Below are 25,906 nucleotides of genomic sequence, written 5' to 3'. Positions count from 1 at the left end.
TATTTCCTATCAAATTAATGGTAAAATCACGCCAACAAGCGCACCAGTTACAACAACAATCCAAGGTGGAAGCTTCCAATAAGCAAGCATGCTAAATAGAATCGCTGCTAACGCAAAATCAACAGGCGCTAAGATAGAACTTGTCCAAATCGGTGTATAAAAAGCTGAAATTAAAATCCCAACAACGGCTGCATTGACTCCCATAATTGCCCCTTTAATCTTTGGGGTGTTTCGTAAACTATCCCAAAATGGCAACGCACCGAGAATCAGAAGGAAAGCAGGTAAAAACACTGCAGCTGTTGCAATTAATCCGCCTTGCCATCCTTTCAGGACAGCTCCTAAATAAGCAGCAAATGTAAATAAAGGTCCTGGTACTGCTTGCGTGGCACCATACCCCGCTAAAAATGCCTCTTCCGTTATCCATCCAGTTGGTACAAATTCTTGTTCCAATAATGGCAACACGACGTGTCCCCCGCCGAAAACTAATGACCCAGAACGATAAAAACTGTCGAACATAGCAATCCAATATGAGCCTGTTATTCCCTTAATGACAGGTAATAGAAATAACAAAGCGAAAAACAACGATAAGCAAATTACTGAAACTCGTTTAGTAATTGGAAATTGAGAATTTGCCTCTGCACTTTTCTCATGTTTTTTAAATAATAAAAAGCCCAAAAATGCCGCAATCAAAATGACCCCTACTTGCGTAAAAGCCGTCTGCCAAATGAGCGTGCCAACTAAAGCAAATAAAGCAATCGCTTTCCTTTTTAAATCAGGCGTTAATTTATTAGCCATGCCTAAAATCGCTTGGGCAACTACTGCTACTGCAACGATTTTCAACCCATGTATCCAACCAGCATCTCCAACATCAAAACTACTGAGCAACAAAGCAAAAATGATAAGGGCAATGACTGAAGGCAATGTGAATCCTATAAAAGAAATAATTCCACCTAATACTCCGGCTCGCATCACGCCAATCCCAATTCCAACCTGGCTACTCGCAGGTCCGGGTAAAAATTGAGCTAACGCTACTAAATCCGCATAGCTTTTTTCATCCATCCACTTTCTTCTTCGAACATATTCCTCGTGAAAATAACCTAAATGAGCTGTTGGCCCACCAAATGATGTCAAGCCCAGTCTGGTTGATATAATCAAAATTTCTAAGAGATTTTTCAACCGATTATTACTATTATTTTGTCCCATTTGCTCCTCCTTTTTTCTCTTTCCCATCAAATTTGTGTATGGTCAAAAGATAACATCTACATAAGTGATCTTCCATTTAAAAATAGAATTTTTACAAATTTTTAACATACTAGCACCTGATTAATACTCCAAAGTATACAAACTTTCCACTTGTATGTATAAGCATATGCTTATATACTAATCGTTGGAGGAGATAAAATGAATGATTCATTACCCATTGATTTACAACGAGCATCACAACTTTTAAAGTTACTTGGTGATCCGACTCGTTTAACAATGATGAAATTGCTTAAATCACACGAATGTTGTGTATGTGAATTTGTTGAAATATTTCAGATGAGTCAACCTGCAATCAGTCAACACTTGCGCAGGCTTCGGGACATTGAATTAGTACAGGAAGAACGCCGCGGGCAATGGGTTTTTTACTCTATTAATAAAGAACACACAGATTATCCGTTTATCGAAGGCATTTTAAAACATCTTGCTGACCAAGATGAATCTATTACAGAGTTGGAAGCAAAAGGGCTTCGCATTTGCTGTGAATAAGGAGGAGAAAAGAACATGATTTCAGTTATTACCGCATCAGCCATCTTCCTCATCACACTAATTTTTGTTATTTGGCAACCGAGAAACCTCTCAATTGGCTGGTCTGCTTGTATCGGGGCACTTATTGCGCTGCTCATAGGGGTTGTCAACTTTCAAGATGTGTTAGATGTTACAGGAATTGTTTGGAATGCAACACTTGCTTTTATCGCAATTATTATTATTTCACTCATTTTAGATGAGATTGGATTTTTTGAGTGGGCTGCCCTCCATATGGCTAGATTAGCCCAAGGCAGCGGTGTCCGCATGTTTGTGTATGTTACCATCTTAGGCGCAGTCGTTGCGGCCCTTTTCGCAAATGATGGTGCTGCACTTATTTTGACGCCTATCGTATTGGCGATGGTACGAAATTTAAATTTCAATGAAAAAATGGTTTTCCCATTTATCATTGCCAGTGGATTTATTGCAGACACGACTTCTTTACCGTTAGTTGTCAGTAACTTAGTCAATATTGTTTCTGCAGACTATTTCGGAATAGGCTTTGCCGAATATGCATCACGTATGATTGTACCGAATTTATTTGCATTAGTCGCCAGTATTTTAGTATTGTATTTATTTTTCCGGAAAAGTATCCCTGAAAATTATCAAGTGTCGGATCTGAAACAACCAAAAGACGCAATTAAAGATTTAAAGATGTTTCGCCTATCTTGGATTGTCTTAACAGTATTACTCATTGGCTACTTCAGCAGCGAATTTACGGGGCTACCTGTTTCTATTGTCGCTGGCATCGTTGCGATTTTTTACACGATTATGGCTCAAAGAAGTACTGCCGTTCAAACGAAACAGGTCATTAAAGGTGCACCATGGGCCATCGTTTTCTTTTCCATTGGCATGTACGTCGTTGTTTATGGCTTGCGAAATGTTGGACTTACAAGCATACTCGCAGATGTCATCCAACTGGCTGCTGACCAAGGGTTATTTGTAGGAACGATTTCGATGGGCTTTATTGCCGCAATCTTGTCATCAGTGATGAATAACATGCCTACCGTTATGATCAACGCTTTGGCGATATCTGAAACAACTACAACAGGACCCATCCGGGAGGCTTTAATTTATGCCAATGTGATTGGGTCAGATTTAGGACCAAAAATCACGCCAATCGGTTCTTTAGCTACGTTATTATGGTTGCACGTTCTTTCGCAAAAAGGCGTGAAAATTAAGTGGGGAACGTATTTTAAGATTGGAATCATTTTAACAATTCCTACGCTACTTTTTACACTTATCGGGCTTTATTTATGGTTATTAATTATCTAATAGAGGAGATTTTATCATGACTAAAAAGACACTTTATTTCTTATGTACAGGAAATTCTTGCCGTAGCCAAATGGCTGAAGGTTGGGGAAAAGAATATTTAGGAGATAACTGGGAAGTTTTCAGTGCGGGTATTGAAGCGCACGGCGTCAACCCAAAAGCGGTTCAAGCAATGAAGGAAGTAGATGTAGATATCACCAATCAATCTTCAGATTTAATTGATAGGAACATTTTAAATACTGCTGATTTAGTTGTTACATTATGCGGTGACGCGATAGATAATTGCCCAACGATTCCTCCTCACGTTCGTCATGAGCACTGGGGTTTTGATGACCCTGCAAAGGCTGAAGGAACAGATGAAGAGGTTTGGGCTGTTTTCCAACGGGTTCGTGATGAGATTGGGGAAAAGATCAATGCTTTTTCTAAGGAAAACGCAATTTAAGTTACTCTAGTAAATCATAAAAAGAGACCAACAAATGTAATGCACCTGTTGGTCTCTTTTATTTTTTATATTAGTAAGCGCGGCCAAACCATACCGTATGCTTTGCGTCTTTTCCGCAGTTAATACATGTATCTTTCGTTGCCGGCGGGTTGAACGGAATGTTGCGCGTCGTGAACTTTGTTTCTTCTTGAACATGAGATTCACAATCATCGTCACCACACCATCCTGCTAGTACCCAGCCTGGAATGTCGTCGTTTTTCTCTGAATCTGCAATATGTTGTTCTAATTGCTCGAGTGTGTCGACGTGTGTATGAGAATGCTTTTCACGGAATGCTTTCGCCTTTTCGAATAGGCGTGTTTGCATCGTCGTTAATTCTTCTTCAATACGTGCAACTAGGTCGTTCAAATTAACTTCCACTTTTTCATCTTCATCACGTGCTTTTAATAATGCCTGGTCTTTTGCCAAGTCACGTGGTCCTAACTCAACGCGTACTGGAACCCCTTTTAATTCCCACTCGTTAAACTTGAAGCCTGGTGATTGGTCAGAATCATCAAGACGAACGCGGATACCTTTTGCTTTTAATTCAGCAAAAACAGCATCTAACTTCTCGATAATTTCAGGATTCTTCTTCCACGGTCCAACTGGAATTAACACCACTTGTGTCGGCGCGATACGTGGCGGTAAAACAAGACCTTGTTCATCGCCGTGAACCATAATGACAGAACCGATAAGACGTGTTGACGTTCCCCATGAAGTTGTATGAACGTATTCATGTTTATTTTCACGCGTTAAATATTTAATATCGAATGCTTCCGCAAATTTCGTGCCTAAATAATGAGATGTTCCCGCTTGAACTGCTTTTCCATCTTGCATCATCGCTTCGATTGAATAAGTATCAACCGCACCGGCAAAACGTTCAGAAGGCGTTTTTTCACCGTCATAAACTGGAATCGCAAGCAAGTCTTCTACAACTTCTTTGTAAATGCCAAGCATTTGCATCGTTTCTTCACGTGCTTCTTCCTCGTCTACATGCGCAGTATGCCCTTCTTGCCATAAAAACTCAGAAGTACGAATAAACGGTAACGTTCTCTTTTCCCAACGGAAAACATTCGCCCATTGGTTAATTAACACTGGAAGATCGCGGTAACTGTTGATCCAATCTGAATATAGGTGACCAATCATTGTTTCTGAAGTTGGACGAAGTGCTAAACGCTCTTCTAACTTTTCCCCCGCTGCTTCAGTAACCCACGGCAATTCAGGTGAAAATCCTTCAATATGGTCTTTTTCTTTTTGGAAAAAGTTCTCTGGAATTAACATTGGGAAATATGCGTTACGGTGCCCAGTTTCTTTAAAACGCTTGTCCATTTCCGCTTGGATATGCTCCCAAATTTCATAGCCGTCTGGTTTAAAAGCGATACAGCCACGAACTGGCGTATAGTCCATTAAATCAGCTTTTTGAATGGTATCGATATACCAACTTGTAAATTCGTTTTCTCTCTTGCTCGTCATTCTTGTTCCTCCTTAAGTATTGTTTGACGAAAATAAAAAAACACAAAGCTGCCCTCTAATAAGGACGTCTTTGCGCGATTGACGTGGTACCACCTTCATTTAGCTTACTTCACGTAAGCCCTCTTGAAACGTTTGATAACGAAAACGACTCGGTTATGTTTACATAACATCTCAGCGGTAGGTTTCAATAAAAAGCGGTGCGATAACTCTCAGCAGTTGTTACCATTTCTGTCTCACATTTTTATTTACTTGGCCACGTCACGGATTTTATATCTACAATAGCATAGCAAATATTTAGAACTTAGACAACTGAATGAGCGCTGATGATTGAGTCAATTTTTTATGGGTACCATTGCAAAGGTTTTCTCTTCTCGGATAGTTAAGTATTCCATTTATAAAAACACCAAATAAAACTATGTTGATTTCCGTTCCGAGCGGACGCGTTCCGTGGGGCGTGCGGTGAGCCTCCTCGTCGCGAAAACCGCGCTCCTGTGGGGTCTCACCTGTCACGCTAATCCCACCGGAGTCGCCGCTCTGCACTCCAATCAACAGAGATTTCTTATACATAAGTTTTTATAAACGCAAATAACTTACATAACTTTCTTTATTAATAACTTTGTTATCTCAAAATCACTGTAATCCTTTTAAAGCTCGATAAACAGGCTTTCCAGTTGTCTAATGTAAGAAAGAAAGATTTCTTGTACTAACGGACTTAATCCTTTTGCAACTTCAAATTGTAAGTGTTGATCTAATAAATTTACGTATTTTCTCTATTTCCCTATCTTAGTATTAAATTCGACTCACTTGGATTGAACCGAATAACGAGTCCATTGTCGTTTGTCCATCAATTGAAAGTGTGCTTTACTACGGTCTCGACTATTACTTCTAGCTTTGCGAAGAGCTGGGTGAACGTGTCTGACTAAGTTCGTTGAAGTATTCTAAACAAACCTGTTTAAATATTGGTGAGCTTGTAATCACTTTAATCATGTGGGTCCTCTCCTGTAGCGTTTGTCTGCAAACTCTACTATACAAGAAGAGAGCTCCTTTTTTCATGCCTTCAAATCTAATTATTCCATGTGCACACCAATTAATCGGAGTGGAAATCGGCGACTCCTGCGGGAACAGCGCGAGCCGAAGACCCTGGACTGAGCGAAGCGAGGGAAGCGGCTGAGGCCGTGCCCGCGGAAAGCGTCCGATTGGAACGGAGATTAATTGTGTTATGGATTTTCATTTATCCCCCACAAACATTTTACTCATACAGCGCCGATGATTGATACCTCTCACTATAAAAGTGGATTTGTTTTTTTAAGATTTGCAATGTAATCACTAGAAAAATAAAGCTTTTAAGCCCGAAATGATTAATGTCCAATCATATTCTTATCGCCAAAAAACCGTGTCATTTTTGGCGAAAAAATTTGTACCATTTCAATAAAATGTCACTTCCCTTTTATCCTGTTTCCCCTTATAATTGCATTACAATTGATAAAAAAAGCAATTTGACATAGAGAAAATTGTAAAAAAATATACCTTAAAAGGGGTTCTGTGATGGAAAATATTGTGTTAGTAAACGACATTGTTACTTTAAGAACGATGGAGCTTACAGATATAGATGCGATTTTTGAAGCCGGTAATTATAATGAGATTTGGACACATTTAGCAATAACAATACAAAGCCGCGAAGATGCAGCAAACTTTGTTAAGGAATCACTACTCAATCAATCGTTAGGCAAAGAACATTCTTTTGTTATTATTGATAATAAAACAAACCGTATTATCGGCGGAACAAAATTGAAGAACCTAGATCATACGCATATGCGGATTGAACTTGGCTATTCATGGCTTTCACCTTCCTATTGGCGAAGCCCTATAAACACGAATTGTAAGTATTTACTAATGCAATATTGCTTTGAAGTACTTCATCTAAATCGCGTTCAAATTCAAGCTGATGAACGAAACGTTCGTTCAAGAAATGCAATTGCTCGTATCGGAGCTACCCAGGAAGGTATCTTCCGTGATCACATGATTCGAAAAGACGGTACACCAAGAAACACTGTGATTTTTAGTGTAATTCGTCCGGAATGGCCCATTGTTAAAATGCACATGGAACAGTTAATGAATCGACGAATTGAACAACCCGTGTCCTAAATTTAATTCAAAAAGGCATTTCTTCTTCCAACCGGAGAGAGAAATGCCTTTTTATTTATAACTTCACTTTTTGCAAGCGAAGCGCGTTCAATACGACGGATACCGAACTGAAAGCCATCGCCGCACCAGCTACCCAAGGTGCTAATAAACCAATCGCGGCAATTGGAATTCCAACAGTGTTATAGAAAAAAGCAAAAAACAAGTTTTGCTTAATATTACGCATCGTTTTTCTACTCATCATGATCGCATCCGCTACACTATTTAAATCCCCACGCATTAGCGTAATATCTGCAGCTTCAATCGCAATATCTGTACCTGTTCCTACAGCCATTCCGATATTAGCCGTTGCTAGTGCTGGTGCGTCGTTAATACCGTCTCCAACCATGGCAACATTTTTACTAGTAGCTTGTAGCTTTTGAATTTCATCACTTTTTTGCTCTGGTAATACTTCAGCAATGACATGTGAAATGCCTACTTCTTTTGCAATCGCATCAGCTGTTCTTGTATTGTCACCCGTTAACATAATGACATCCAATCCAAGCTCATGCATCCTTGCAATTGCTTCTTTAGACGTTTCCTTCACCGTATCAGCAACCGCAATAACACCTGCAATTTTACTTTCAATCGCGACGAGCATCGCTGTTTTACCTTCATTCTCAAGATTTTCCATCGACACTTCATAATCTAGTAGGTCAATCTGATGCTCTCTCATTAGTTTTCTTGTCCCAACGAGAATCGTTTTTTCATTCACAACTGCTTGGATTCCATAACCAGGCAATGCTTCAAAACTTTCGACATTTCCTAAATCGACGCCTTTTTCTCGAACGCCTCTAACGATCGCTTGTGCAAGTGGGTGTTCAGATTGGTTTTCAGCCGTTGCAACCAGTTGCAGAACGTCTTCCTCCACAAATCCATCAGCAATCATCACGTCAGTTAGTGCCGGTTCTCCCTTTGTCACCGTACCCGTTTTATCCAACACGACTGTATCAATCGCTTGTGTATGCTCTAAATGTTCGCCGCCTTTAAAAAGCACGCCAATTTCAGCCGCCCTTCCAGATCCAGCCATAATCGATGTCGGAGTGGCTAAACCGAGTGCACACGGACAAGCGATAACTAAAATAGAAATTGTCGGAATTAAAGCAGAACGAAAATCGCCTGGAGTTACGGCGAAATACCAAATGAGAAACGTAACAATCGCAATGCCTACAACGACAGGTACGAAAATACCCGATATTCTATCCGCTAATCGCTGAATATCGGCTTTAGAACCTTGCGCCTCTTCCACTACTTTTACAATTTGAGCAAGCGCCGTATCTTTCCCAACTTTTGTTGCTTTAATTTGAAGGGAGCCATTTTTATTAATTGTTGCCCCAATCACCGTATCGCCGACAGCTTTATCCATGGGAATACTTTCACCAGTTAGCATGGATTCATCAACCGCTGAATTCCCTTCAATGATTTCCCCGTCTACTGGGATCTTTTCCCCAGGCCTAACGAGAATTACATCGCCGGCAATTACTTCCTCGATAGGAATCTCTGTTTCAATACCGCCCCTAACGACCCTTGCCGTTTTTGCTTGTAATCCAAGGAGCTTTTGAATCGCCTGACTCGTTTTTCCTTTCGCGCGAACTTCAAATAGTTTTCCAAGAACAATAAGTGTAATAATCACTGCCGATGCTTCAAAATAAAGTTCGGGATGACCTACCTTTCCGCCATTCACCCACTCAATCGCTAAATACAAACTGTAGAAATATGCCGCACTTGTTCCGAGGGCCACCAGGACATCCATATTGGCACTTTTATTTCTAAGGGAATTAACAGCCCCTCTATAAAACTGCGCGCCAATGATAAATTGAACCGGCGTTGCAAGGATTAACTGTAACCATGGATTCATTAAAATTTCAGGCATATAAATGAACGACAGAAATTCAAAATGGGCAACCATCGTCCAAAACAATGGAAACGTTAAAATTGCCGAAATGATAAATTTATGTTTTTGCTTCTTGATTTCCGTTTCTTTGTGATCGATTTTGTCTTCAGCATCTTTTTCAGGTAATAATTCAAAACCCATCTTCTCAATTGCTGTCATCATATCTTGCGGACTCACTTGACTACTATTATAATCGACCGATAGCTTTTCCAGAGCAAAGTTAAGCGTTGCATTAGAGACGCCATCGATTCTATTTATTCGTTTCTCAATCCTGTTTGCACAAGCCGAACAAGTCATTCCAGACACATCAAAATTGACATGCTCTTGAACGACATGAAATCCGAGTTTTTCAATCTTCTCTTCAAAATCATGGACGGTCACTTTTTCTGGATCATATTTAATGGTTGATCTTTCTAGCGCGAAATTAACATTTGCCTGTTCAACGCCATCCATCTTAGCTATTGTTCTCTCAATCCGACTCGCACAAGAAGAACAAGTCATCCCTTGAATTTGTAGAGTTTTTTCCGATATTGTCATTGGTCCTCCCCCTATACGTAGTAGGGGTATATAGTTTTGAAAAACAAAGATTATACCTACATGGTACAATCTTTGTTTCCGCTTATACCCCCACTCCGTAGTTTAAGTGGAAATTTTTATCGCACTGCACAATTAAGCCTGTACATCGAAACCTTGGTCTTCAATCGTTTCTTTAATCTTGTCGAGTGTTGTTTTCGCTTTGTCAAAATCAATTGTTACATTATTTTCCTCTAAACTAACTTTTACATTATTGACGCCGTTTAATTCACCGACATTCGTTTCAATTGCATTCACACAATGATTACATGACATACCTTCAACTTTTAATACTTCTTTCATTTAAAACGCCTCCCATTAAAGTTTGTATTCAATATAACATACCCTCACCAGGTACCTAAATAACTTGGTTATTACTTCGTCATTGTTTTCATGACACTCATCAGCTCTTTGATCGCTTCTTCGCCGTTTTCATCTTTAATCGCTTTAATCACGCAATGATTTGTATGGTCTTCTAGTAGCGCTAAAGAAACTTTATTCATCGCCGATTGAATCGCACTAATTTGATGCAAAACGTCTACGCAATACCTGTCATTTTCAATCATTTGATGCACGCCGCGAACCTGGCCTTCAATACGTTTTAAACGATTTAAAAGCTGTTGTTTATTTGGTTGGACTGTCGTTTTCGACATTTCCCTCACTCCCGTCGTATACCCTATACCCCTATTATACATTATTATTTGAAGATTAGTCAATCAAATGAATGATAAAAAAGCGTCTTGCACCCAAAGCTAGACGCCATTTTTGGCGAACACAAAAAAGCCAATCCTTTTGAAATCGGCTTTTTGAGAAATAACCCTTCATCAATTAGTTATTTTCCTTTATTGTTTTCGCTTGGTGAGTCGTTCATTTTTTGAGAATCCGGATTTTTTTCCTTCTGTTTAGAAGAAGGATTTTCATTAACCTTCCCAGGGTTATTATTCGATGCGTTTGAATCCTGCTGAGATTCTCTAACAGGTGCAGGTTTAGGTTTCAGCTCTCGATTTTCAAGCTGTTCGTTCCGCTTCTGTTCTCCTCGATTTTCTCGCTGGTCCGATTTTTCTTTGTTTTTCTGGGCAGGATGAGCAGATGGACCGGAGTGTTTATTAAATTGTGCCTCATTCTCTATTTCATTCGTAGGCACTGCCGGAACCACTTTCTGGGAATCATCTATATTTGAAGGCAGATTTTTTTCTTTCGTCGGCGCTTCTTCATTCATCTTCTTAAGTTCATGGATAGAGATTTTATGTTCATTCGCGGTTTTTCTTTCTTTTTCCGTGCTTTTAGAAATACGCCAATCAAACTCTTTATATTCGCCCCGTACATTGTGTACAGCATCTCTGACTATCTCTTGAACCTTAGCCGCATTTTTTGAATCTGAAAATACTGTTGTTATCATTACTTGTTTGTTGCTGTCTCCGGTTATCGTTTCCTTTACTATAGAATCCAAAACAGCTTCAAGTTTATGGCCTTTCCACTTCGTTAAGTAATAGTTAGATTCAGTTGTTTTCTTCAAATCTCGCACAGCAATTACTTTTCCATTCCGATTGACCTCCAGCTCTACTGCTGTATCAGTTTCAAGCTGGACATATGCCATCACATGATTGTTTTTGATAAACAAAGTTGCACTAATAAATAAAAGAAGCATAGCTGCAGCAACAACTGCTCCAATAAATCGGAATTTTGCTTTCTCTCTAAAAGGAACAAGTTGGAAGTTAGTTTCGTCACCGATATCCGGTGTTTTACCAATCGGGATCCCTCTTAGGAACTCTCCCTCACTCGTGAGAAATATCATATATTTTTTTTTCTTTTCGCAAACAACGCCTTTATAAGTTCGCATCATATGAATTCCCCTTTTAGATATTCCTTTATATAAACGAAATTGCTGTTTATAAGTAATGTGACAGCGATGATATATTTCCTTTGTCGTTCAATCGTCTTTCTAGAAACTTCGACAAGTTCTTCTAAATCTTTCATCGGCAATCTTTTCTGTTCCATTAGATATGTATAAAACCCGGGTGTTGTCGCTATAATTTGTGCAATTTGAAAAGCTGTCTTTCTTGAATCGGCATGTTTCGGAGAGGACTTCACAAGATCTTGGAATGTCATGTTAAATTTTTTGAGGAGCTGATTGTATTCCATTATTTCCTCGCGCCGTTTCAATGCTTGCTGCTCTTTAGAATAAGACGTAATCGATACTTGATTAAATAGGTAATGCTCTAACTCTTTATCTTCATCGTCATCTTTTACTAAATGCGCCGCATCATTTCTTGCTGATTCTTTTCGGATATAATCAATCAGTCTTCTTTTTATAATCAGATGAGAAAAAGTTGTTAATGATGAATTCTCTTTTAAATTATAATTTAATATCGCCTCATAAAAACCACTCATCGCTACACTAAACTCATCGTCATGCTCATCAATGAATCTTTTGCAAACGAATGAAGCCGTTTTTTTCATAAACGGAGTGTACGCGATGAGAAGGTCGTTCATTACTTTCTCATCGCCATTCTTTGCCTTTAATACAAGCTCATCTAATGCCGTATTCGACTTTATATTGAATAATCCTTGTACAATAGATAAAAGCATAAGTACTCCTCCGTTTCCATTTAAACCGAATGCAATTGATTTTAATAGATGCACCGGAAAATGAAAAGCAGTTGATTAGTTTTTATTGTCCTCTTTGTTTTGCTTTTGTTGTTTTCTTTCTTCTTTTAGTGCTTCACGCTCTGCTTTTTGAGCCTCTTTTAATTCCTGTCTTTCTTCTCTATGCTGTGCATTTAACTGAGCTTGCGGTGCTTTTTTTGCTTGTGCAGCAGGTTGTTTTGTAACTTCCTCTTTAGCCGGCTGCTTTTCTTCAACTAGTTCAGCAGTTTCTTGTTCAACTGGATTCTCCACAGGCTCTTCAGACGTTTCATTAACTGCCTGCTTGCTTTCCCACTTTTCAATTGAACGCTCCATGTTTTTTTGAATAGCTGCTTTCGCTGTTGGATTTGGTACTTGATTGTAAGCTTTTTCAAGTGCAGCTAGATTACCAGCTGTATAACCTTCTGGAATTTCCGGTAAGTTGTTTTCTTCTGAATCTACATTCTGTTGAGTGCCCTCTTCATCCTCTTTCGCCTCTTCAGAACTTTGCTCATCAGAATCAGTACTCTCTTCATCTACTTCCACGTCATCGTTTTCCACTACCGTATCCTCTGCCACTTCCGTTGACTCATCCGCTGGTGTCGCTTCTTCTTCTAGTAATTGACTAAGACTAATCGGCTCTTTTTCGTCCGCCAATGCATAACTAGTCCCAGTTATTGTAAGTCCTGCAATTAGTAATGCTGCTCCAGTTTGCTTCCATTTCTTATACATAATCCATTCACCTCATTATTTTTTTACCCTGAAATTTGGGTATACCAGTTATTCGAACAGTCATCGCTTTTTGTGGGGGTCGACAAAAACTTTTTGATCTATAGCAAATTAATTATGTATAAGGAAAATTCAATAAGGGTCGACCACAGTCACTCAAGCAATCGTGAAAGTTTAAACATTCTTGATTGTTTCAATTAACATGTTTGTTTCGGTGACTGGCGCCTAATCTATGCTATAGCCTATATAATGAAAAATTTTCGTTTCTTTCTGAAGAATAAGTGTTAATATAGAAAACAAATACGATTGGAGGAATACTTCTTAGTTACCTTTATAGCCCTTTACATAAACGAGGAGGAATACATATGTTTAAAGTTTTAGTATCAGATCCGATTAGTGATTTTGGATTACAACAGTTAATGGATGCTGATGACGTGGAAGTTATTAAGCAGACAGGATTAAGTGAATCGGAACTTATTTCGATAATTGGTGAATTTGATGCGCTGCTTGTCCGTTCTCAGACAACAGTAACCGAACGTATTATGGAAGCTGGCGTTAAATTGAAAGTAATCGGTCGCGCGGGAGTTGGTGTTGACAACATTGATTTAGAAGCCGCAACGAACCGAGGAATTATTGTCATTAACGCTCCTGATGGGAACACAATTACTACATGTGAACACACATTTGCAATGATGATGGCATTAGCAAGACATATCCCACAGGCATACGCGAAAACAGTTGATGGACAGTGGGACCGTAAATCGTTTCTTGGTGTTGAATTACGAAACAAGAAACTTGGTGTGTTTGGTTTAGGTCGTATTGGGCTTGAGGTTTCTAAACGGGCAATCGCGTTTGGCATGACGGTTCTCGGCTATGATCCTTTCATGCCGGAAGAACGTGCGAAGCAACTAGGTATTCAACTGGCCACACTAGACGAAATCGTGCGTACGGCAGATTTTATGACTGTTCATACGCCACTTACAAATGAAACCCATCATATGATTAGCAAACCACAATTCGAAGTGATGAAACCAGGCATGCGAATTATTAACTGTGCACGCGGAGGTATTATTGACGAATTAGCCCTAATCGATGCACTTGATGAAGGAATTGTAGCAGGAGCTGCTTTTGATGTGTTTGAAAATGAGCCGCCAGCGCCAGATCATCCTTTCTTTACACATCCAAAGATGATTGTGACACCGCACTTGGGTGCATCTACTATGGAGGCACAAGAAAACGTAGCGATTGACGTATCCGAGCAAGTCATGCATATTTTGCGCAATGAACCATTCAAAAATGCGGTGAATATACCTTCTATTCCACCCGAGTTACTGAATAAACTGCAACCGTACTTCAAATTATGTGAACATCTAGGAAATTCACTTGCGCAGATGACTGACGGTGCAGTACGTGAAATTACAATCGAATGTGCAGGCGAATTGGCTGATTTAGATACCACTCCATTGAGTCCCTATGTGCTTAAAGGTGTCCTAACGCATCATCTCGGTGCAGAGCAAGTGAATATCGTGAATGCACTCCACTTGGCTAAGCAGCGCGATATCCAACTTGTCTTCCAGAAGTCGCTTTTCTCACAAAATGCTTCTAGCGAAATTACGATTCGTTTAAAAACTACAGAAGAAGAACGCTGGGTGACTGGTTCTTCAGTTGCCGGCATAGGCGATCGACTGATTAAAATTGGACCTTATCCTGTAGACCTCTCTCCACAGGGTCATTTATTGTTAATTTCGCAGCAGGACGAGCCGGGAATCATTGGCCAGGTTGGAACAGTACTAGGTGCTAACGGAATTAATATTGCTAGTATGCAAGTAGGGCGCCAAGAAGTCGGCGGTTCTGCGGTTATGATTTTAGAGATCGATCATCAAGCATCTAAAACCGTTATCGAGGAATTAAAGGCAATTCCAGATATCAAAAGAGTTCGTGAAGTTAATTTCGACTGAAACAATAACAAGTCTTAAGGAGTGGTTATGTTGAAACAAAGTATTCGAACTGTCTATAATTTTAACGCTGGCCCATCCGCACTACCTTTGCCAGTTTTGGAAAAAGCACAACAAGAGCTTGTCAACTTTCGTGGTACTGGTATGTCGATTATGGAACTGAGTCATCGCAGTAAAGCTTATGATGAAGTACATAATGATGCGATTGCACGTTTAAGAAAACTATTTTCAATTCCTGAAAACTATGAAGTGCTTTTCCTACAAGGCGGGGCAAGTCTTCAATTTTCTATGATTCCTATGAACTTTTTAAAGCCTACACAAAAAGCGGGCTATCTAATGACGGGTGTTTGGGCGGAAAAAGCATTTGATGAAGCGAAATTATTCGGGGAACCTTATGAGATCGCTAGCACGAAAGAGCGTAACCATAACACAATCCCAAATATAAAAGACCTACAGTATAACGAAGATGACGCTTATGTCCATCTAACATCTAATAACACCATTTATGGTACTCAGTGGAAAGAGTTCCCGAATACAGGAAATGTTCCACTTGTTGCAGATATGTCCAGTGACATTATGTCTAAACCAATTGACGTGAGTAAATTTGGTCTAATATATGCTGGGGCACAAAAGAATCTTGGACCTTCAGGAGTAACAGTCGTCATTATTCGTAAAGATTTGCTCGAGGAAGCAAATTCAGAAATACCGACGATGTTAAAGTATAATACGCATGCAAAAAGCAATTCACTTTATCATACGCCGCCAACTTTCGGCATCTATATGCTCGGTGAGGTGCTCCGTTGGATAGAAGAATTAGGTGGATTAGAAGTAGTGGCTAAACAAAACGAAACAAAGGCTAAGTATATTTACGATGTGATTGATGGCAGTAACGGCTTCTATATAGGGCATGCAGAACCTGCCAGTCGCTCTTACATGAATATTACGTTCCGACTTGCTGATGAGGAGCTAGAAAAGAAATTCTTAGCGGAAGCACAGGAAGCAGGTTTTGTCGGCTTAAATGGACACCGTTCTGTTGGTGGATGCCGCGCATCAGCTTATAACTCCGTCCCTGTGGAAGCATGTATTGCGCTAAGTGAGTTTATGACTCAATTTCAAGAGAACAACAGGTAAAACTGCACCACGTTTGCTTTGAATAAAGTAAAAACGGATTAAACATTGGGGAATTTCTCCAAGTTTAATCCGTTTTTTTCTAAAAATCTTTATCGTGTATAACGAAATCTAATGGTTACTATTTCTCATTTTACTTGAATATATTTTTCGCCAAGGATGCTATCTACTGTATAAGCATCTCGAGGCAATTGCTGCTCAATAAATGCCTCTATTTCATTTTGTTCAATGGAGTAATATGCTTCAATTTCACGTGAGAATAATAATTTTTCTCGTTGCAATAATGTTTGTAAATTAGAAAGCTGTTCCGCGCGTAACGTTTCATTCGGCAATAACTTTTGGAGTGCATTCGTATAGTCTTCTAGCGTACGTGCACCAACGATTCGCACACCATGTTGTTCTTCATTGACCATGACAATTGTCGGGAAGCCGCGGACGCCTAACTGACGGACGAGTTGAAAATCTTCTTGTAATGAAGTGTTTGCTTCCGGAAGCTTTGACTCCTGAACAATTTCTTCTCCGTTAAGACCTATTTGGTTGACGAGTTTAATTAAAGTTTCATCTTGTGCAATGTTTTGATTAAAAGCGAAAAGTTCCTCTCGTGCACGACGTAAAAATGGATTCGCTAACGCTGGATTCTTTTCTTGAATGACTTTGTATACGCGAGATGGGATAAATGACGATTCGATTGGATTGTCGTACCAAACTGTTCCGTCAATCGGCATACGTGAATGTTCGCCAACTTCTCTCCAGTGTCCTGCAACATCTGCAGGACTAGAAATGCCGTTGCTCACGTCTGCAAACCCTTCCCACTTTTCAAGCAATCCCCCCATGACTGTATGCATATTGAAATAGTGATTGTACTGATCTACAAACCTACGCAGGACTGGCTCTAATGCCCAACAATGAGAGCAGATTGGATCCGTTACATAGTATAGTTCAATCGTTTTTTTCTGTGCTGATAAATCGATAAACTCCATTGCTCCGGAGTCTTCACCGGTTGGACCACAAATTCCCGTTTCCATATCACACATCATATTATTTTTCTGATCCATTGAAACGCCTCTTTTCTTTAAGTTTTTTCCTCAAGCTTGATATGTTGTTGTGCCCATTCATGAACTGGCTGCAGGGCGATTGCCAATTGCTGACCTTTTTCAGTCAGATGATACGTAATGACGACGGGTGTTCCTGTTGTTACTTCCTTTTCGACCAAGCCAAAATCCATTAGTTCTGTCAATTTCAATGAAAGCGATCGAGGGGTAATATCACTCAAATCACGTCTAATTTCAGAAAAATGCGCTGTAAACTCCGGACAATTTGACAAGTAATGAATAATAAGCCCATTCCAACGTCTTCCTAAAATCTCAAAGCATGATTCTAAGTAAGGACAGACTTCCAAAATACCACCTCCTGCAATTAATATTAGTATATGCTAGTATACTAATTATATCAACTATAAAAATTAATAAACCAAATCCTTTTTAATTAAAATAAAACCCCTCCGCTTCATTAATTTCAAGCACTAAAAAGAGAGAGAAAAGAATCCATCGAATTCTTTTCTCTCTCGTTTATATATCGTAATTTATCTTAATCCTTCAAACAATAGCACTCGTGCAGGTGATGCATCTGTACCTTCTATTTTGAGTGGCGCAGCGACCATGAAATATTCACCTTGCGCTACTTCCTTGAATCGAAGTCCTTCTATAATAATAATCTTATCGCCAAATAACGTTTTATGTGTCGGATGGCCTTCTTGGTCTCTCTCAATTCCAAGTGTATCAATCCCTACACCACGAACACCAATCTCAGAAAGATATTCCGCACCGTCTTTCGTTAGATAAATAAAATCGAAGTTAAATTCTTCTTCAAAAGAATTCTTCGTTTTTAGTAAAACGAAATCACCTTTTTCAATGTCGAACTTCTCTAAATCCGCCTTCGTAATACCATCTTCCACATCTGTCAGGTCAAACAACTTCGCCTGCCCAACAAGATCTTCTAATGGTACTGACTCAAACGTGTCACCATCTACAACCATATGTAAAGGTGCATCAACATGGGTACCTGTATGTACATCTAATTCCATTCGCGTTTCAGTAACATACCCGTTTGTGACAGTATTAAACTTGGGCTGTTTCTCCGGTTTATTTTTATAGACCGTCATTCCCTCATAAATTGTTGCAGTTACATCGTACATTTTCATATTACTCACCTATTCTTCATGTATTTTGAATTCTTCCTATATAAATAGGTTCGCATGGCCATCATAATTTTGTCCACTAAAACAACTTTTCAGGACAACCGTTTATTTCCAAAAGCAAAAGTGCAAGCGCCTTAATTATCCCCAATGATTGACGAAAATATTCAATCATACTTGAAAAACAACGCTATTTCATGAATAACATTGAATTACAAAAGCACATACTTACATTTACAGTTGGAAATCAGTATACTTAAGACTTACCTTTATTATTACCCTTACAAATAGGAGAGAAACTAGATGAAAAACGAAGATCTGTTGACCAAATTTATTGAGGTGGATGCCTTACACGAAGTTGAAAGCAACCAAGATATACAGGCCCTAACTTTTGTTTTATTTGGAGCAACGGGCGACTTAGCGAAACGTAAATTATACCCCGCTTTATATAATTTATTTCTAGCTGGAAAAATGCCGAACTCATTTTCAGTTATTGGCTTGGGGAGAAGAGAGTGGTCTCACGAATTCTTCCAAACAAAAATTGAAGAATCACTTAGAACCTATGCAAGAAGAGACGTTCAAGACGACAGCTTACAAGACTTTCTAAACCATTTTCAATACAGCCCATTAGACGTTACTGATAAGACTGCCTATAAACGTTTACAAACCCATATAGAAGACAGGGAGATTGAACTCAATATAACAGGTAACCGGCTGTTCTATTTAGCTGTGGACCCGAACTTAGTTGAAGTCATTACAGAGAACCTTCATGCAAGTGGTCTTAACCAGACAGACGGTTGGAGGAGACTTGTTGTTGAGAAGCCATTCGGGACTGATTTAAAATCTGCCCAAGAATTAAACAAAAAGTTAAGCGAAGCTTTCGATGAAGTAGAAATTTATAGAATCGATCATTATCTAGGGAAACCAATGGTACAAAACCTTGCATCACTCGTATTTGCGAACCCTGCATTGGCCTCATTATTAGACCTTAAACAAATCGCCAACGTCCAAATTACGGCAAGTGAAACGGTCGGGGTTGAGACACGTGCCGCCTATTACGACAATGCAGGCGCAATCCGTGATATGGTACAAAACCATCTCCTTCAACTAGTGATGATGACAGCTTTACATTTACCTGAAAATATTACGGCGGAAGAAATTGGAAACAAAAAAATTGAAGTGATTGAATCACTTAAACCAATTAGAAAAGAAGATGCCCATAAACATGTGATTCGTGGTCAATATCGTGCCGGGGAAGTGTTGAACACCCCTGTCATTAGTTATTTGGATGAGCCAGGTGTTCCTGAAAACTCAATGAATGACACGTATTTCGCTGCACGCTTACATATCGATAATCCGGTATGGGGGGAAATTCCTTTTTATATACGAACTGGAAAGCGGTTGAACCAAAAGTCTACACGCATTGTTTTCGAATTTAAAAAACAACAAAGAGCTTCAATTCCTGCTGAAGAACTCGTGCCTAATCTACTGACACTTGAAATTAACCCAAGTGAAGGGATTTCTTTAAAACTTAATATTAAAGAACCTTCAAGTGAACGGTTTAAACCTACTTGTATTAATTTCAAAACAAATACAGATGATCAATCTGATGCTTATGAGTTGCTATTGTTTGATGCAATGCTTGGTAATTCAACATTTTTTGCGCATTGGGATGAAGTTGAATTATCTTGGAAATGGATTCAACCATTATTGGAAGCGTTTGAAAACGACCTATTACCCCTTCACACTTATCCAGCAGGTTCAACAGGTCCAGAAGCTGCAGATGAATTGCTCAAAACAAACAACTTTAAATGGTGGTAACACTAAAAACCCAATCCCCGAAAATCATGAATGTTTAAACATTCATGATTTTTTTGCGTCTGCTAGCTAGACAACAAAGAAAGTATCTTTTCCTTCGTGGCTCCTACACTCGTAAAAATTAAGTAGTCTTTCTTTGCTGTTTGAATGGATATTCTATCGGTCGTCCCATAAGGATACCCAATCCTTACCGCTGTCTTACTCTCTCCTGCGTAGGTGTGATCGTATGTTACCTTAATAATCTCGGAAATAGGTATTTTAGTTTTGCTAAATTGCCACTTTATTACAATGTGGTCATCATGTTTCTCTACTTTCACTTCAAACATCTATATCCCCCTATCTTAAACCCTCAATCAAACTTCTATACTTACGATAATTTATATTAATCTCTGAAACTTTATCAAAACCATTGAATTAATCTGAAAAATCATTACAATAGTAACAACAACCGATTGTACCAAATATTAACATAGATTCAACAAATCTAAAAATGGTCCAACCACTTATTTGCTTGGGGGAATCATAAAATGGAATTAGTAATTCATGCATTAAAAGAAAAATTGTCTGATGAACAAATCTCAACAAATGAAACAATTAGGGAATTACATAGTAAAGATGAAACTCATCATCAAACAAGCCTGCCCGATATTGTTGTATTTCCAAAGTCAACTGAGGAAGTCAGCCATATTATGAAAGTAGCGCAAGAGTTTAAGACACCAATTACGCCGTTTGGAGTGGGTTCTAGCTTAGAAGGACATGTCATTCCTTATGAAAATGGCATTACCGTTGATTTTTCATTAATGAATCAAATTCTAGAGATTAAAGAAAGTGATTTACTTGTAAAAGTTCAACCTGGTGTTACAAGAGAACAGCTCAATCAAGAACTTAAAAAGTATGGTTTATTTTTCACTGTTGACCCTGGGGCGAATGCAACGATTGGGGGGATGGCTGCAACAAATGCAAGCGGAACGACAACAGTGAAATATGGCGTCATGCGTGATCAAGTGCGAGATATGGAAGTTGTGCTTGCGGATGGCAGTGTGATACATACAGGAAGCTTAGCAGCAAAATCTGCTTCGGGCTATCATTTAAACGGACTATTTATCGGTTCTGAAGGGACACTTGGGTGCTTCACTGAATTAACACTTCAAGTACATGGCATACCGGAACATATTGCCGCAGCGCGTGCAACTTTCCCAACCATCAACAACGCAATTGAATCAGTGACATCAATCCTACAAGCGGGCATTCCGATTGCAAGGGTTGAATTTGTCGATGAAGCATCTATTATCCAAATTAATAAATTCAGCGAAACAGACTACCCAATCAAACCAACGCTCTTCATGGAGTTTCATGGCAATGAAGCAGGGCTACAGGAGGACGTTGAATTTACGAAAGAGATTATGGCCCATCATGGTTGTGAGGACTTCTTATCAGAAACGAATAATGCGGCTAGAAACCAACTATGGGATGCACGTCATAATTTAGCCTACGCTTATGTCCATGACTATGTCGGTAAAAAAATGATGCTTACAGATGTTGCGGTGCCTATTTCGGAATTAGCAAATGCAGTCATTTACACGCGGAAAGAGTTAGATAAATTAGGGATTCCAGGCGGAATCGTCGGCCATGTAGGCGATGGGAATTTTCATACGATCGTTATGATAGATATGGATAATGCTGAAGAAGTCGAGAAAGCAACGCAATTTAATGAAAATGTGGTGCTTTATGCTTTAGAACGTGGCGGAACTTGTACCGGGGAACATGGTGTTGGGATTGGTAAAAAAGCATACCAGCGCAAAGAACACGGTGCTGCACTTGATATTATGATACAAATTAAAACAGTTTTGGACCCAAATAATCTACTAAATCCAAATAAAATTATAGATGTTGAGTAGAGAGGACACTATGAAGATATTAGAGAAATTAAGTGCACTTGCTGGAAAATACTTTGCGATTTTAGTCATTTTTGCAGCAGTTATTGCTTTCATCTTCCCATCGACTTTTACCGTGTTCGGGAGCTATATTACGATTTTACTTGGCGTCGTCATGTTTGGAATGGGGCTTACATTAAAGCCAGTGGATTTTAAATTGGTTTTTACAAATCCTATGCCTGTTATTGCTGGAATAGGCACACAATACACGATCATGCCACTCATTGCTTTTGGTCTCGCTTATTTACTTAAATTACCGCCAGAACTTGCTGCTGGACTTGTCTTATTAGGATCTGTTCCTGGAGGGACTGCATCTAACGTAATGGTTTATTTAGCGAAAGGTAACGTTGCATTATCTGTAGCAATGACTTCTCTTTCAACGATGTTAGCCCCTATTATGACACCATTGCTCCTTTATTTATTAGCCGGACAATGGTTGCCAGTGAATCCACTAGCCATGTTTATGTCAATTTTACAAGTCATTATTATCCCAATCATTTTGGGACTTGTTGTACAGAGATTTTTCCCTACCGTTGTTGATAAAGGGGTTTCAGTTATCCCCCTCATATCGGTTGCTGCAATTTTGATCATCGTCTCAGCAGTGACTGCGGCCAACGCTAACAATGTCGTATCGGCTGGATTCCTCGTATTTATCGCCGTATTCTTGCATAATGGCTTCGGTTTATTACTTGGCTATTTAACCGCCTTAGCAATGGGATTAAACGAGAACGATCGCAGAGCAATCTCCATCGAAGTTGGCATGCAAAACTCTGGATTAGGTGTTGCCTTGGCGACAGCCCACTTCAGTCCACTTGCCGCCTTACCTAGTGTTTGGGGGGCAATCTGGCATAATATCTCCGGGCCTATCCTGGCCACGTTTTGGGCAAATAAATCGATTGATGAAACGAAAGTGAAAGTAGAAAAACTAGTCGAGCATTAATTTTTCAAACGTAAATAGACAGGTATCCAATAACTTAAAAACGGATACCTGTCATTTATTTATTTGCTTAAAACGCTTTCGATATATTCATGGATCGCATCAATATTATGAGAAACTCTACTTTCTCTCTCCTCATCCTGCTGGAGTTTCTTTTTTGCTTTCTCTAATGTCTCCGCTTCTATTTCTTTTGGCACAACGATGACTCCGTCTTGGTCTCCTACGATTATATCACCGTGATTCACCACAACACCGCCACAACTAATTGGTCGTTTGGAATAACCATCGTCCGACTTACTCCCCGAACTTATCGTTGTACCTTTGCAAAATACAGGGAAGTCTAAGTTAATAACATCTTCTATATCTCGAATGACCCCATTCGTTACAACGCCTTTAATCCCTAACGTTTTAGCCATGCCTAGAACAAAATCACCTGCAATCGCTTTTGAAGTATCATCTTCTGCGTCAATAACAAGCACATCTTCTTCACTTGCTTCTTTGATCGCCCTCAATAGCTCTTTGTTCTGCCCTTTTGGAATTTTTACAGTGTAGGCCCTCCCAGCAACCTTATAGTTTGCCAAGGGTTTAATCGAAACATCCATTGCATTTTCACCATTTAATGCATCTGAAACACACGTCGTAGGAAGCTTTGAATATTCTTCAATATAATCCATCGTCATCATACTACCCCTTTCTTTATAATCGTGAATCCCCATACCAACGGCTTCCCCTCTTCGCCACCGAGGAGTCTGACTTTAAGGAATAGTCTATATGTTATTCATCTAAGTGTCTACCCCTTCAGCAAATCTAAAAAGCCTGTGCAATACATATTCATGTATGTTTCGCACAGGCTTTTCTTGGTTCATTATCTATCTTGTTTTATGAGGTCTACTTACAATATTTTTGGTTAGTCATCTAATTTACCTTTATCTCTAATCGCCGTGAAGCTTTCTCTTTTTCTGCTTCAGGATTTTTTCTTCTCGACGACGAATATGAATCATCGGGGAATCATAATCTTTTGATGCTAATATATCCTCATTCGAAGCTTTCATAAATGACCAAGCAAGTAAGAACATAATGAATATAACTGGAAAACCAGCTACAATACTTGCCGTTTGAAGCGTCTCAAGCCCACCAATAAACATTAAAACCAGTGGAAGTAATGTTAATGTAAATGCCCAGAATAGTCGGTTCCATCTTAAAGGTTCTGACTCCACTCTCTTCTGTACGACTGCCGCTAAAATAAAGGACGCTGAATCAAATGTCGTCGAAAGGAAAATAATCGCCAAAACCGTAAAGATTGGCACGATAATTTTTGTAAGTGGGAGCTGATGAAGAATCGCAATGATTGTCGCTGGCGCACCCGCTTCGTTCATGTATCCGATTACATCAAAAGAACCAGTCAATTGAAGATAAAGTCCGAAGTTACCAAGTATACCAAAGAACAACATACAACCAACAGTTCCATAAATCATCGTACCGAGTATCATTTCTTGAATCGTTCTACCACGGGATATACGCGCAACGAATAAACCTACAAATGGCGCATACACCACCCACCATGCCCAGTAGAAAATTGTCCATTTCTGTGGGAAATTCGTTTTTTCGAAACCTGCTAAATTTCCAAATGGTTCTAGCCATGTAGCCATTTTAAAGAAGTTGTCTAAGATAATCCCAATACTTGTGAACGTTGTATTACTAATAAATAATGTCGGTCCCATAACAAAAACAAAAGTCAGAAGAAAAATTGTTAGCCAAAGGTTAATATCGCTTAGTATTTTTATTCCTTTTTTGAGACCGAAATAAGCACTTGTCGCAAAGATAGCTGTACAAAGCATCATAATGACGACCTGCATACCGAGAGTAGCTGGAATTCCCGTAATATCTTCAACACCAGCCGCAATCATCGGCGTACCGAGTGCAAGGGTTGTCCCCGCTCCCCCCATTAGTCCAAACATGAACAGAACATCAATAACAACTCCAATTGGCGTATCAACTAGCTTTCCTAGTACTGGCCTCACAGCCTCACTAATTTTCAAAACCGGTTGTTTACGAACATAGTAAAAGTAAGCTATTGGAAGTGCGGGCAATGTATAAATTGCCCAAGCCATTGGACCCCAGTGGAAAATACCATAAGCAGTGGACCAAGAAATTGCTTCTGGAGATTCTGGCGTAAGGCCAAATGGAGGCCCTTGATAATAATAAGCCCACTCAATCATTCCCCAATATAGGATACTTGAACCAATTCCTGCCGAGAACATCATGGCTGCCCAGGAAAATGTGTTAAACTCTTTTTTTTCTCCTTCATAACCGAGTTTTACTTTTCCGTTTTTACTAAATGCAACATACATTAAAAATACAAATGCCGCCAATCCAACAAATAAATAAACAACCCCGAATGTTTCCGTCATAAATTCATTTGCCATATTTACAACGACTGCACCAGCTTCAGGAAATAATATTAGCGGTATAGATACAGCGAGAATTAAAAATAATGCCCCTATAAAAGTAGGCCAATCAATTATTTTCATTGAACGAATCCTTTCATGTTTTTTTATAAAAACTGTACAGACCCAACTCTGATTAGTGTTAGATTTACTAAGAAATATAACCTCATAAACACAAAAAACACCGTTTTTAGGGTATATAAGAAGCACCAATCACAGAACTCCCCTTACCCACATTACCCCAAAAAGAAGGACTGAAAACGATGACCATAAAACTATTTAATCATAACCAAAGGAAGAATGAAAGTCATTGGGTGGACTTGACGGGATATGACAGAAGTATTTCAACTCCAGTTTTCGTACTACGTTGAAAAATAAATACTTAAACCGTTAATGATAAATATGTTCTGAAGGCGCAGCTACGCCTTTGAAAATAGACGGTTTCCACTTTTAATATTTTAATTAATTACATTAGAACGTTC

23 protein-coding genes and 1 other annotated feature are annotated in these 25,906 nt (G+C 39.2%); of the genes, 9 read left to right on the top strand and 14 right to left on the bottom strand.

All coding sequences use genetic code 11. From position 1 onward, the window contains the following. Positions 1-9 precede the first annotated feature (9 nt). Entirely contained in the window at positions 10-1,203 is a 1,194-nt protein-coding gene (locus AB1H92_RS00865) for a chromate transporter (protein ID WP_115359725.1), read from the bottom strand. 198 nt (positions 1,204-1,401) lie between these two features. On the opposite strand from AB1H92_RS00865, the gene AB1H92_RS00860 reads away from it, so the two are divergent. Genes AB1H92_RS00860 through arsC form a run of 3 tightly spaced genes read left to right on the top strand, consistent with a single transcriptional unit; the run spans position 1,402 to position 3,499 of the window. Next, positions 1,402-1,749 carry a metalloregulator ArsR/SmtB family transcription factor gene (locus tag AB1H92_RS00860; RefSeq protein WP_115359724.1) on the top strand — a complete coding sequence of 116 codons (348 nt, stop codon included), beginning with the start codon at positions 1,402-1,404 and terminating at the stop codon, positions 1,747-1,749. 15 nt (positions 1,750-1,764) lie between these two features. Continuing rightward, complete coding sequence (locus AB1H92_RS00855) at positions 1,765-3,060, top strand: arsenic transporter (RefSeq protein WP_115359723.1); 1,296 nt, start codon at positions 1,765-1,767, stop codon at positions 3,058-3,060. A 16-nt stretch (positions 3,061-3,076) separates the two neighbouring features. Further along, positions 3,077-3,499, top strand: coding sequence for an arsenate reductase (thioredoxin) (arsC, locus tag AB1H92_RS00850; protein WP_115359722.1), 423 nt, complete (start codon positions 3,077-3,079; stop codon positions 3,497-3,499). Between the two features lie 70 nt (positions 3,500-3,569). On the opposite strand, the gene proS is transcribed toward arsC, so the two are convergent. Then, positions 3,570-5,009, bottom strand: a complete 1,440-nt coding sequence (proS, locus tag AB1H92_RS00845) for a proline--tRNA ligase (protein ID WP_115359721.1) — start codon at positions 5,007-5,009, stop codon at positions 3,570-3,572. Positions 5,010-5,066: 57 nt separating this feature from the next. Further along, positions 5,067-5,280: a binding site (T-box leader), on the bottom strand. A gap of 1,274 nt (positions 5,281-6,554) precedes the next feature. Between proS and AB1H92_RS00840 the strand changes: the two genes are divergently transcribed. Continuing rightward, positions 6,555-7,154: a GNAT family N-acetyltransferase gene (locus tag AB1H92_RS00840; RefSeq protein WP_115359720.1), complete on the top strand. Its 600-nt coding sequence runs from the start codon at positions 6,555-6,557 to the stop codon at positions 7,152-7,154. A gap of 55 nt (positions 7,155-7,209) precedes the next feature. On the opposite strand, the gene AB1H92_RS00835 is transcribed toward AB1H92_RS00840, so the two are convergent. From AB1H92_RS00835 to AB1H92_RS00810, 6 genes are all read right to left on the bottom strand, one after another. Then, positions 7,210-9,621 (bottom strand): heavy metal translocating P-type ATPase, encoded by a 2,412-nt coding sequence (locus tag AB1H92_RS00835; protein ID WP_370475217.1) that lies wholly within the window; start codon positions 9,619-9,621, stop codon positions 7,210-7,212. A 132-nt stretch (positions 9,622-9,753) separates the two neighbouring features. After that, positions 9,754-9,960, bottom strand: a complete 207-nt coding sequence (copZ, locus tag AB1H92_RS00830) for a copper chaperone CopZ (RefSeq protein ID WP_115359719.1) — start codon at positions 9,958-9,960, stop codon at positions 9,754-9,756. Between the two features lie 71 nt (positions 9,961-10,031). Continuing rightward, positions 10,032-10,310, bottom strand: a complete 279-nt coding sequence (locus tag AB1H92_RS00825; protein ID WP_115359718.1) for a metal-sensitive transcriptional regulator — start codon at positions 10,308-10,310, stop codon at positions 10,032-10,034. 179 nt (positions 10,311-10,489) lie between these two features. After that, on the bottom strand, positions 10,490-11,500 hold the full coding sequence (locus AB1H92_RS00820; protein ID WP_115359717.1) for an anti-sigma factor domain-containing protein: 1,011 nt from the start codon (positions 11,498-11,500) through the stop codon (positions 10,490-10,492). After that, a complete protein-coding gene (gene sigI / locus AB1H92_RS00815; protein WP_115359716.1) occupies positions 11,497-12,246 on the bottom strand; it encodes an RNA polymerase sigma-I factor in 750 nt (249 codons plus the stop codon). Before sigI ends, AB1H92_RS00820 begins: the two co-directional genes overlap by 4 nt. 75 nt (positions 12,247-12,321) lie before the next feature. Continuing rightward, positions 12,322-13,014 carry a hypothetical protein gene (locus tag AB1H92_RS00810; RefSeq protein ID WP_115359715.1) on the bottom strand — a complete coding sequence of 231 codons (693 nt, stop codon included), beginning with the start codon at positions 13,012-13,014 and terminating at the stop codon, positions 12,322-12,324. A gap of 362 nt (positions 13,015-13,376) precedes the next feature. Here AB1H92_RS00810 and serA point away from each other — a divergent pair, with 362 nt between their 5' ends. Further along, positions 13,377-14,969, top strand: a complete 1,593-nt coding sequence (gene serA / locus AB1H92_RS00805) for a phosphoglycerate dehydrogenase (RefSeq protein ID WP_115359714.1) — start codon at positions 13,377-13,379, stop codon at positions 14,967-14,969. 27 nt (positions 14,970-14,996) lie between these two features. Then, a complete protein-coding gene (serC, locus tag AB1H92_RS00800; RefSeq protein WP_115359713.1) occupies positions 14,997-16,097 on the top strand; it encodes a 3-phosphoserine/phosphohydroxythreonine transaminase in 1,101 nt (366 codons plus the stop codon). Between the two features lie 125 nt (positions 16,098-16,222). On the opposite strand, the gene AB1H92_RS00795 is transcribed toward serC, so the two are convergent. The 3 genes from AB1H92_RS00795 to AB1H92_RS00785 form a co-directional block, all read right to left on the bottom strand. Continuing rightward, positions 16,223-17,149, bottom strand: a complete 927-nt coding sequence (locus AB1H92_RS00795; RefSeq protein WP_115359712.1) for a DsbA family protein — start codon at positions 17,147-17,149, stop codon at positions 16,223-16,225. A 17-nt stretch (positions 17,150-17,166) separates the two neighbouring features. Then, complete coding sequence (locus AB1H92_RS00790; protein ID WP_115359711.1) at positions 17,167-17,493, bottom strand: helix-turn-helix domain-containing protein; 327 nt, start codon at positions 17,491-17,493, stop codon at positions 17,167-17,169. A 183-nt stretch (positions 17,494-17,676) separates the two neighbouring features. Further along, on the bottom strand, positions 17,677-18,294 hold the full coding sequence (locus AB1H92_RS00785; RefSeq protein ID WP_115359710.1) for a cyclase family protein: 618 nt from the start codon (positions 18,292-18,294) through the stop codon (positions 17,677-17,679). Positions 18,295-18,663: 369 nt separating this feature from the next. Between AB1H92_RS00785 and zwf the strand changes: the two genes are divergently transcribed. Beyond that, the gene (zwf, locus tag AB1H92_RS00780) at positions 18,664-20,109 is read left to right on the top strand and encodes a glucose-6-phosphate dehydrogenase (protein ID WP_115363987.1); all 1,446 of its coding nucleotides are present in this window, start codon (positions 18,664-18,666) and stop codon (positions 20,107-20,109) included. A gap of 62 nt (positions 20,110-20,171) precedes the next feature. Here the strand turns inward: zwf and AB1H92_RS00775 are convergent, their stop codons facing one another. Continuing rightward, positions 20,172-20,432, bottom strand: coding sequence for a hypothetical protein (locus AB1H92_RS00775; protein ID WP_115359709.1), 261 nt, complete (start codon positions 20,430-20,432; stop codon positions 20,172-20,174). A 201-nt stretch (positions 20,433-20,633) separates the two neighbouring features. On the opposite strand from AB1H92_RS00775, the gene AB1H92_RS00770 reads away from it, so the two are divergent. Further along, complete coding sequence (locus tag AB1H92_RS00770) at positions 20,634-22,004, top strand: FAD-binding oxidoreductase (protein ID WP_115359708.1); 1,371 nt, start codon at positions 20,634-20,636, stop codon at positions 22,002-22,004. 10 nt (positions 22,005-22,014) lie between these two features. Then, entirely contained in the window at positions 22,015-22,980 is a 966-nt protein-coding gene (locus AB1H92_RS00765) for a bile acid:sodium symporter family protein (protein WP_115359707.1), read from the top strand. Positions 22,981-23,039: 59 nt separating this feature from the next. On the opposite strand, the gene AB1H92_RS00760 is transcribed toward AB1H92_RS00765, so the two are convergent. Beyond that, positions 23,040-23,693 (bottom strand): RraA family protein, encoded by a 654-nt coding sequence (locus AB1H92_RS00760; protein ID WP_370475214.1) that lies wholly within the window; start codon positions 23,691-23,693, stop codon positions 23,040-23,042. Positions 23,694-23,909: 216 nt separating this feature from the next. After that, positions 23,910-25,508 (bottom strand): BCCT family transporter, encoded by a 1,599-nt coding sequence (locus AB1H92_RS00755; protein ID WP_115359706.1) that lies wholly within the window; start codon positions 25,506-25,508, stop codon positions 23,910-23,912. Positions 25,509-25,906 lie beyond the last annotated feature (398 nt).

Source organism: Sporosarcina pasteurii (assembly GCF_041295575.1).
In the GTDB taxonomy this organism is placed as follows: Bacteria; Bacillota; Bacilli; order Bacillales_A; family Planococcaceae; genus Sporosarcina; species Sporosarcina pasteurii.
The sequence above is the reverse complement of the archived record's forward strand: the minus strand, read 5'-3'. Positions and strand labels throughout refer to the sequence as shown.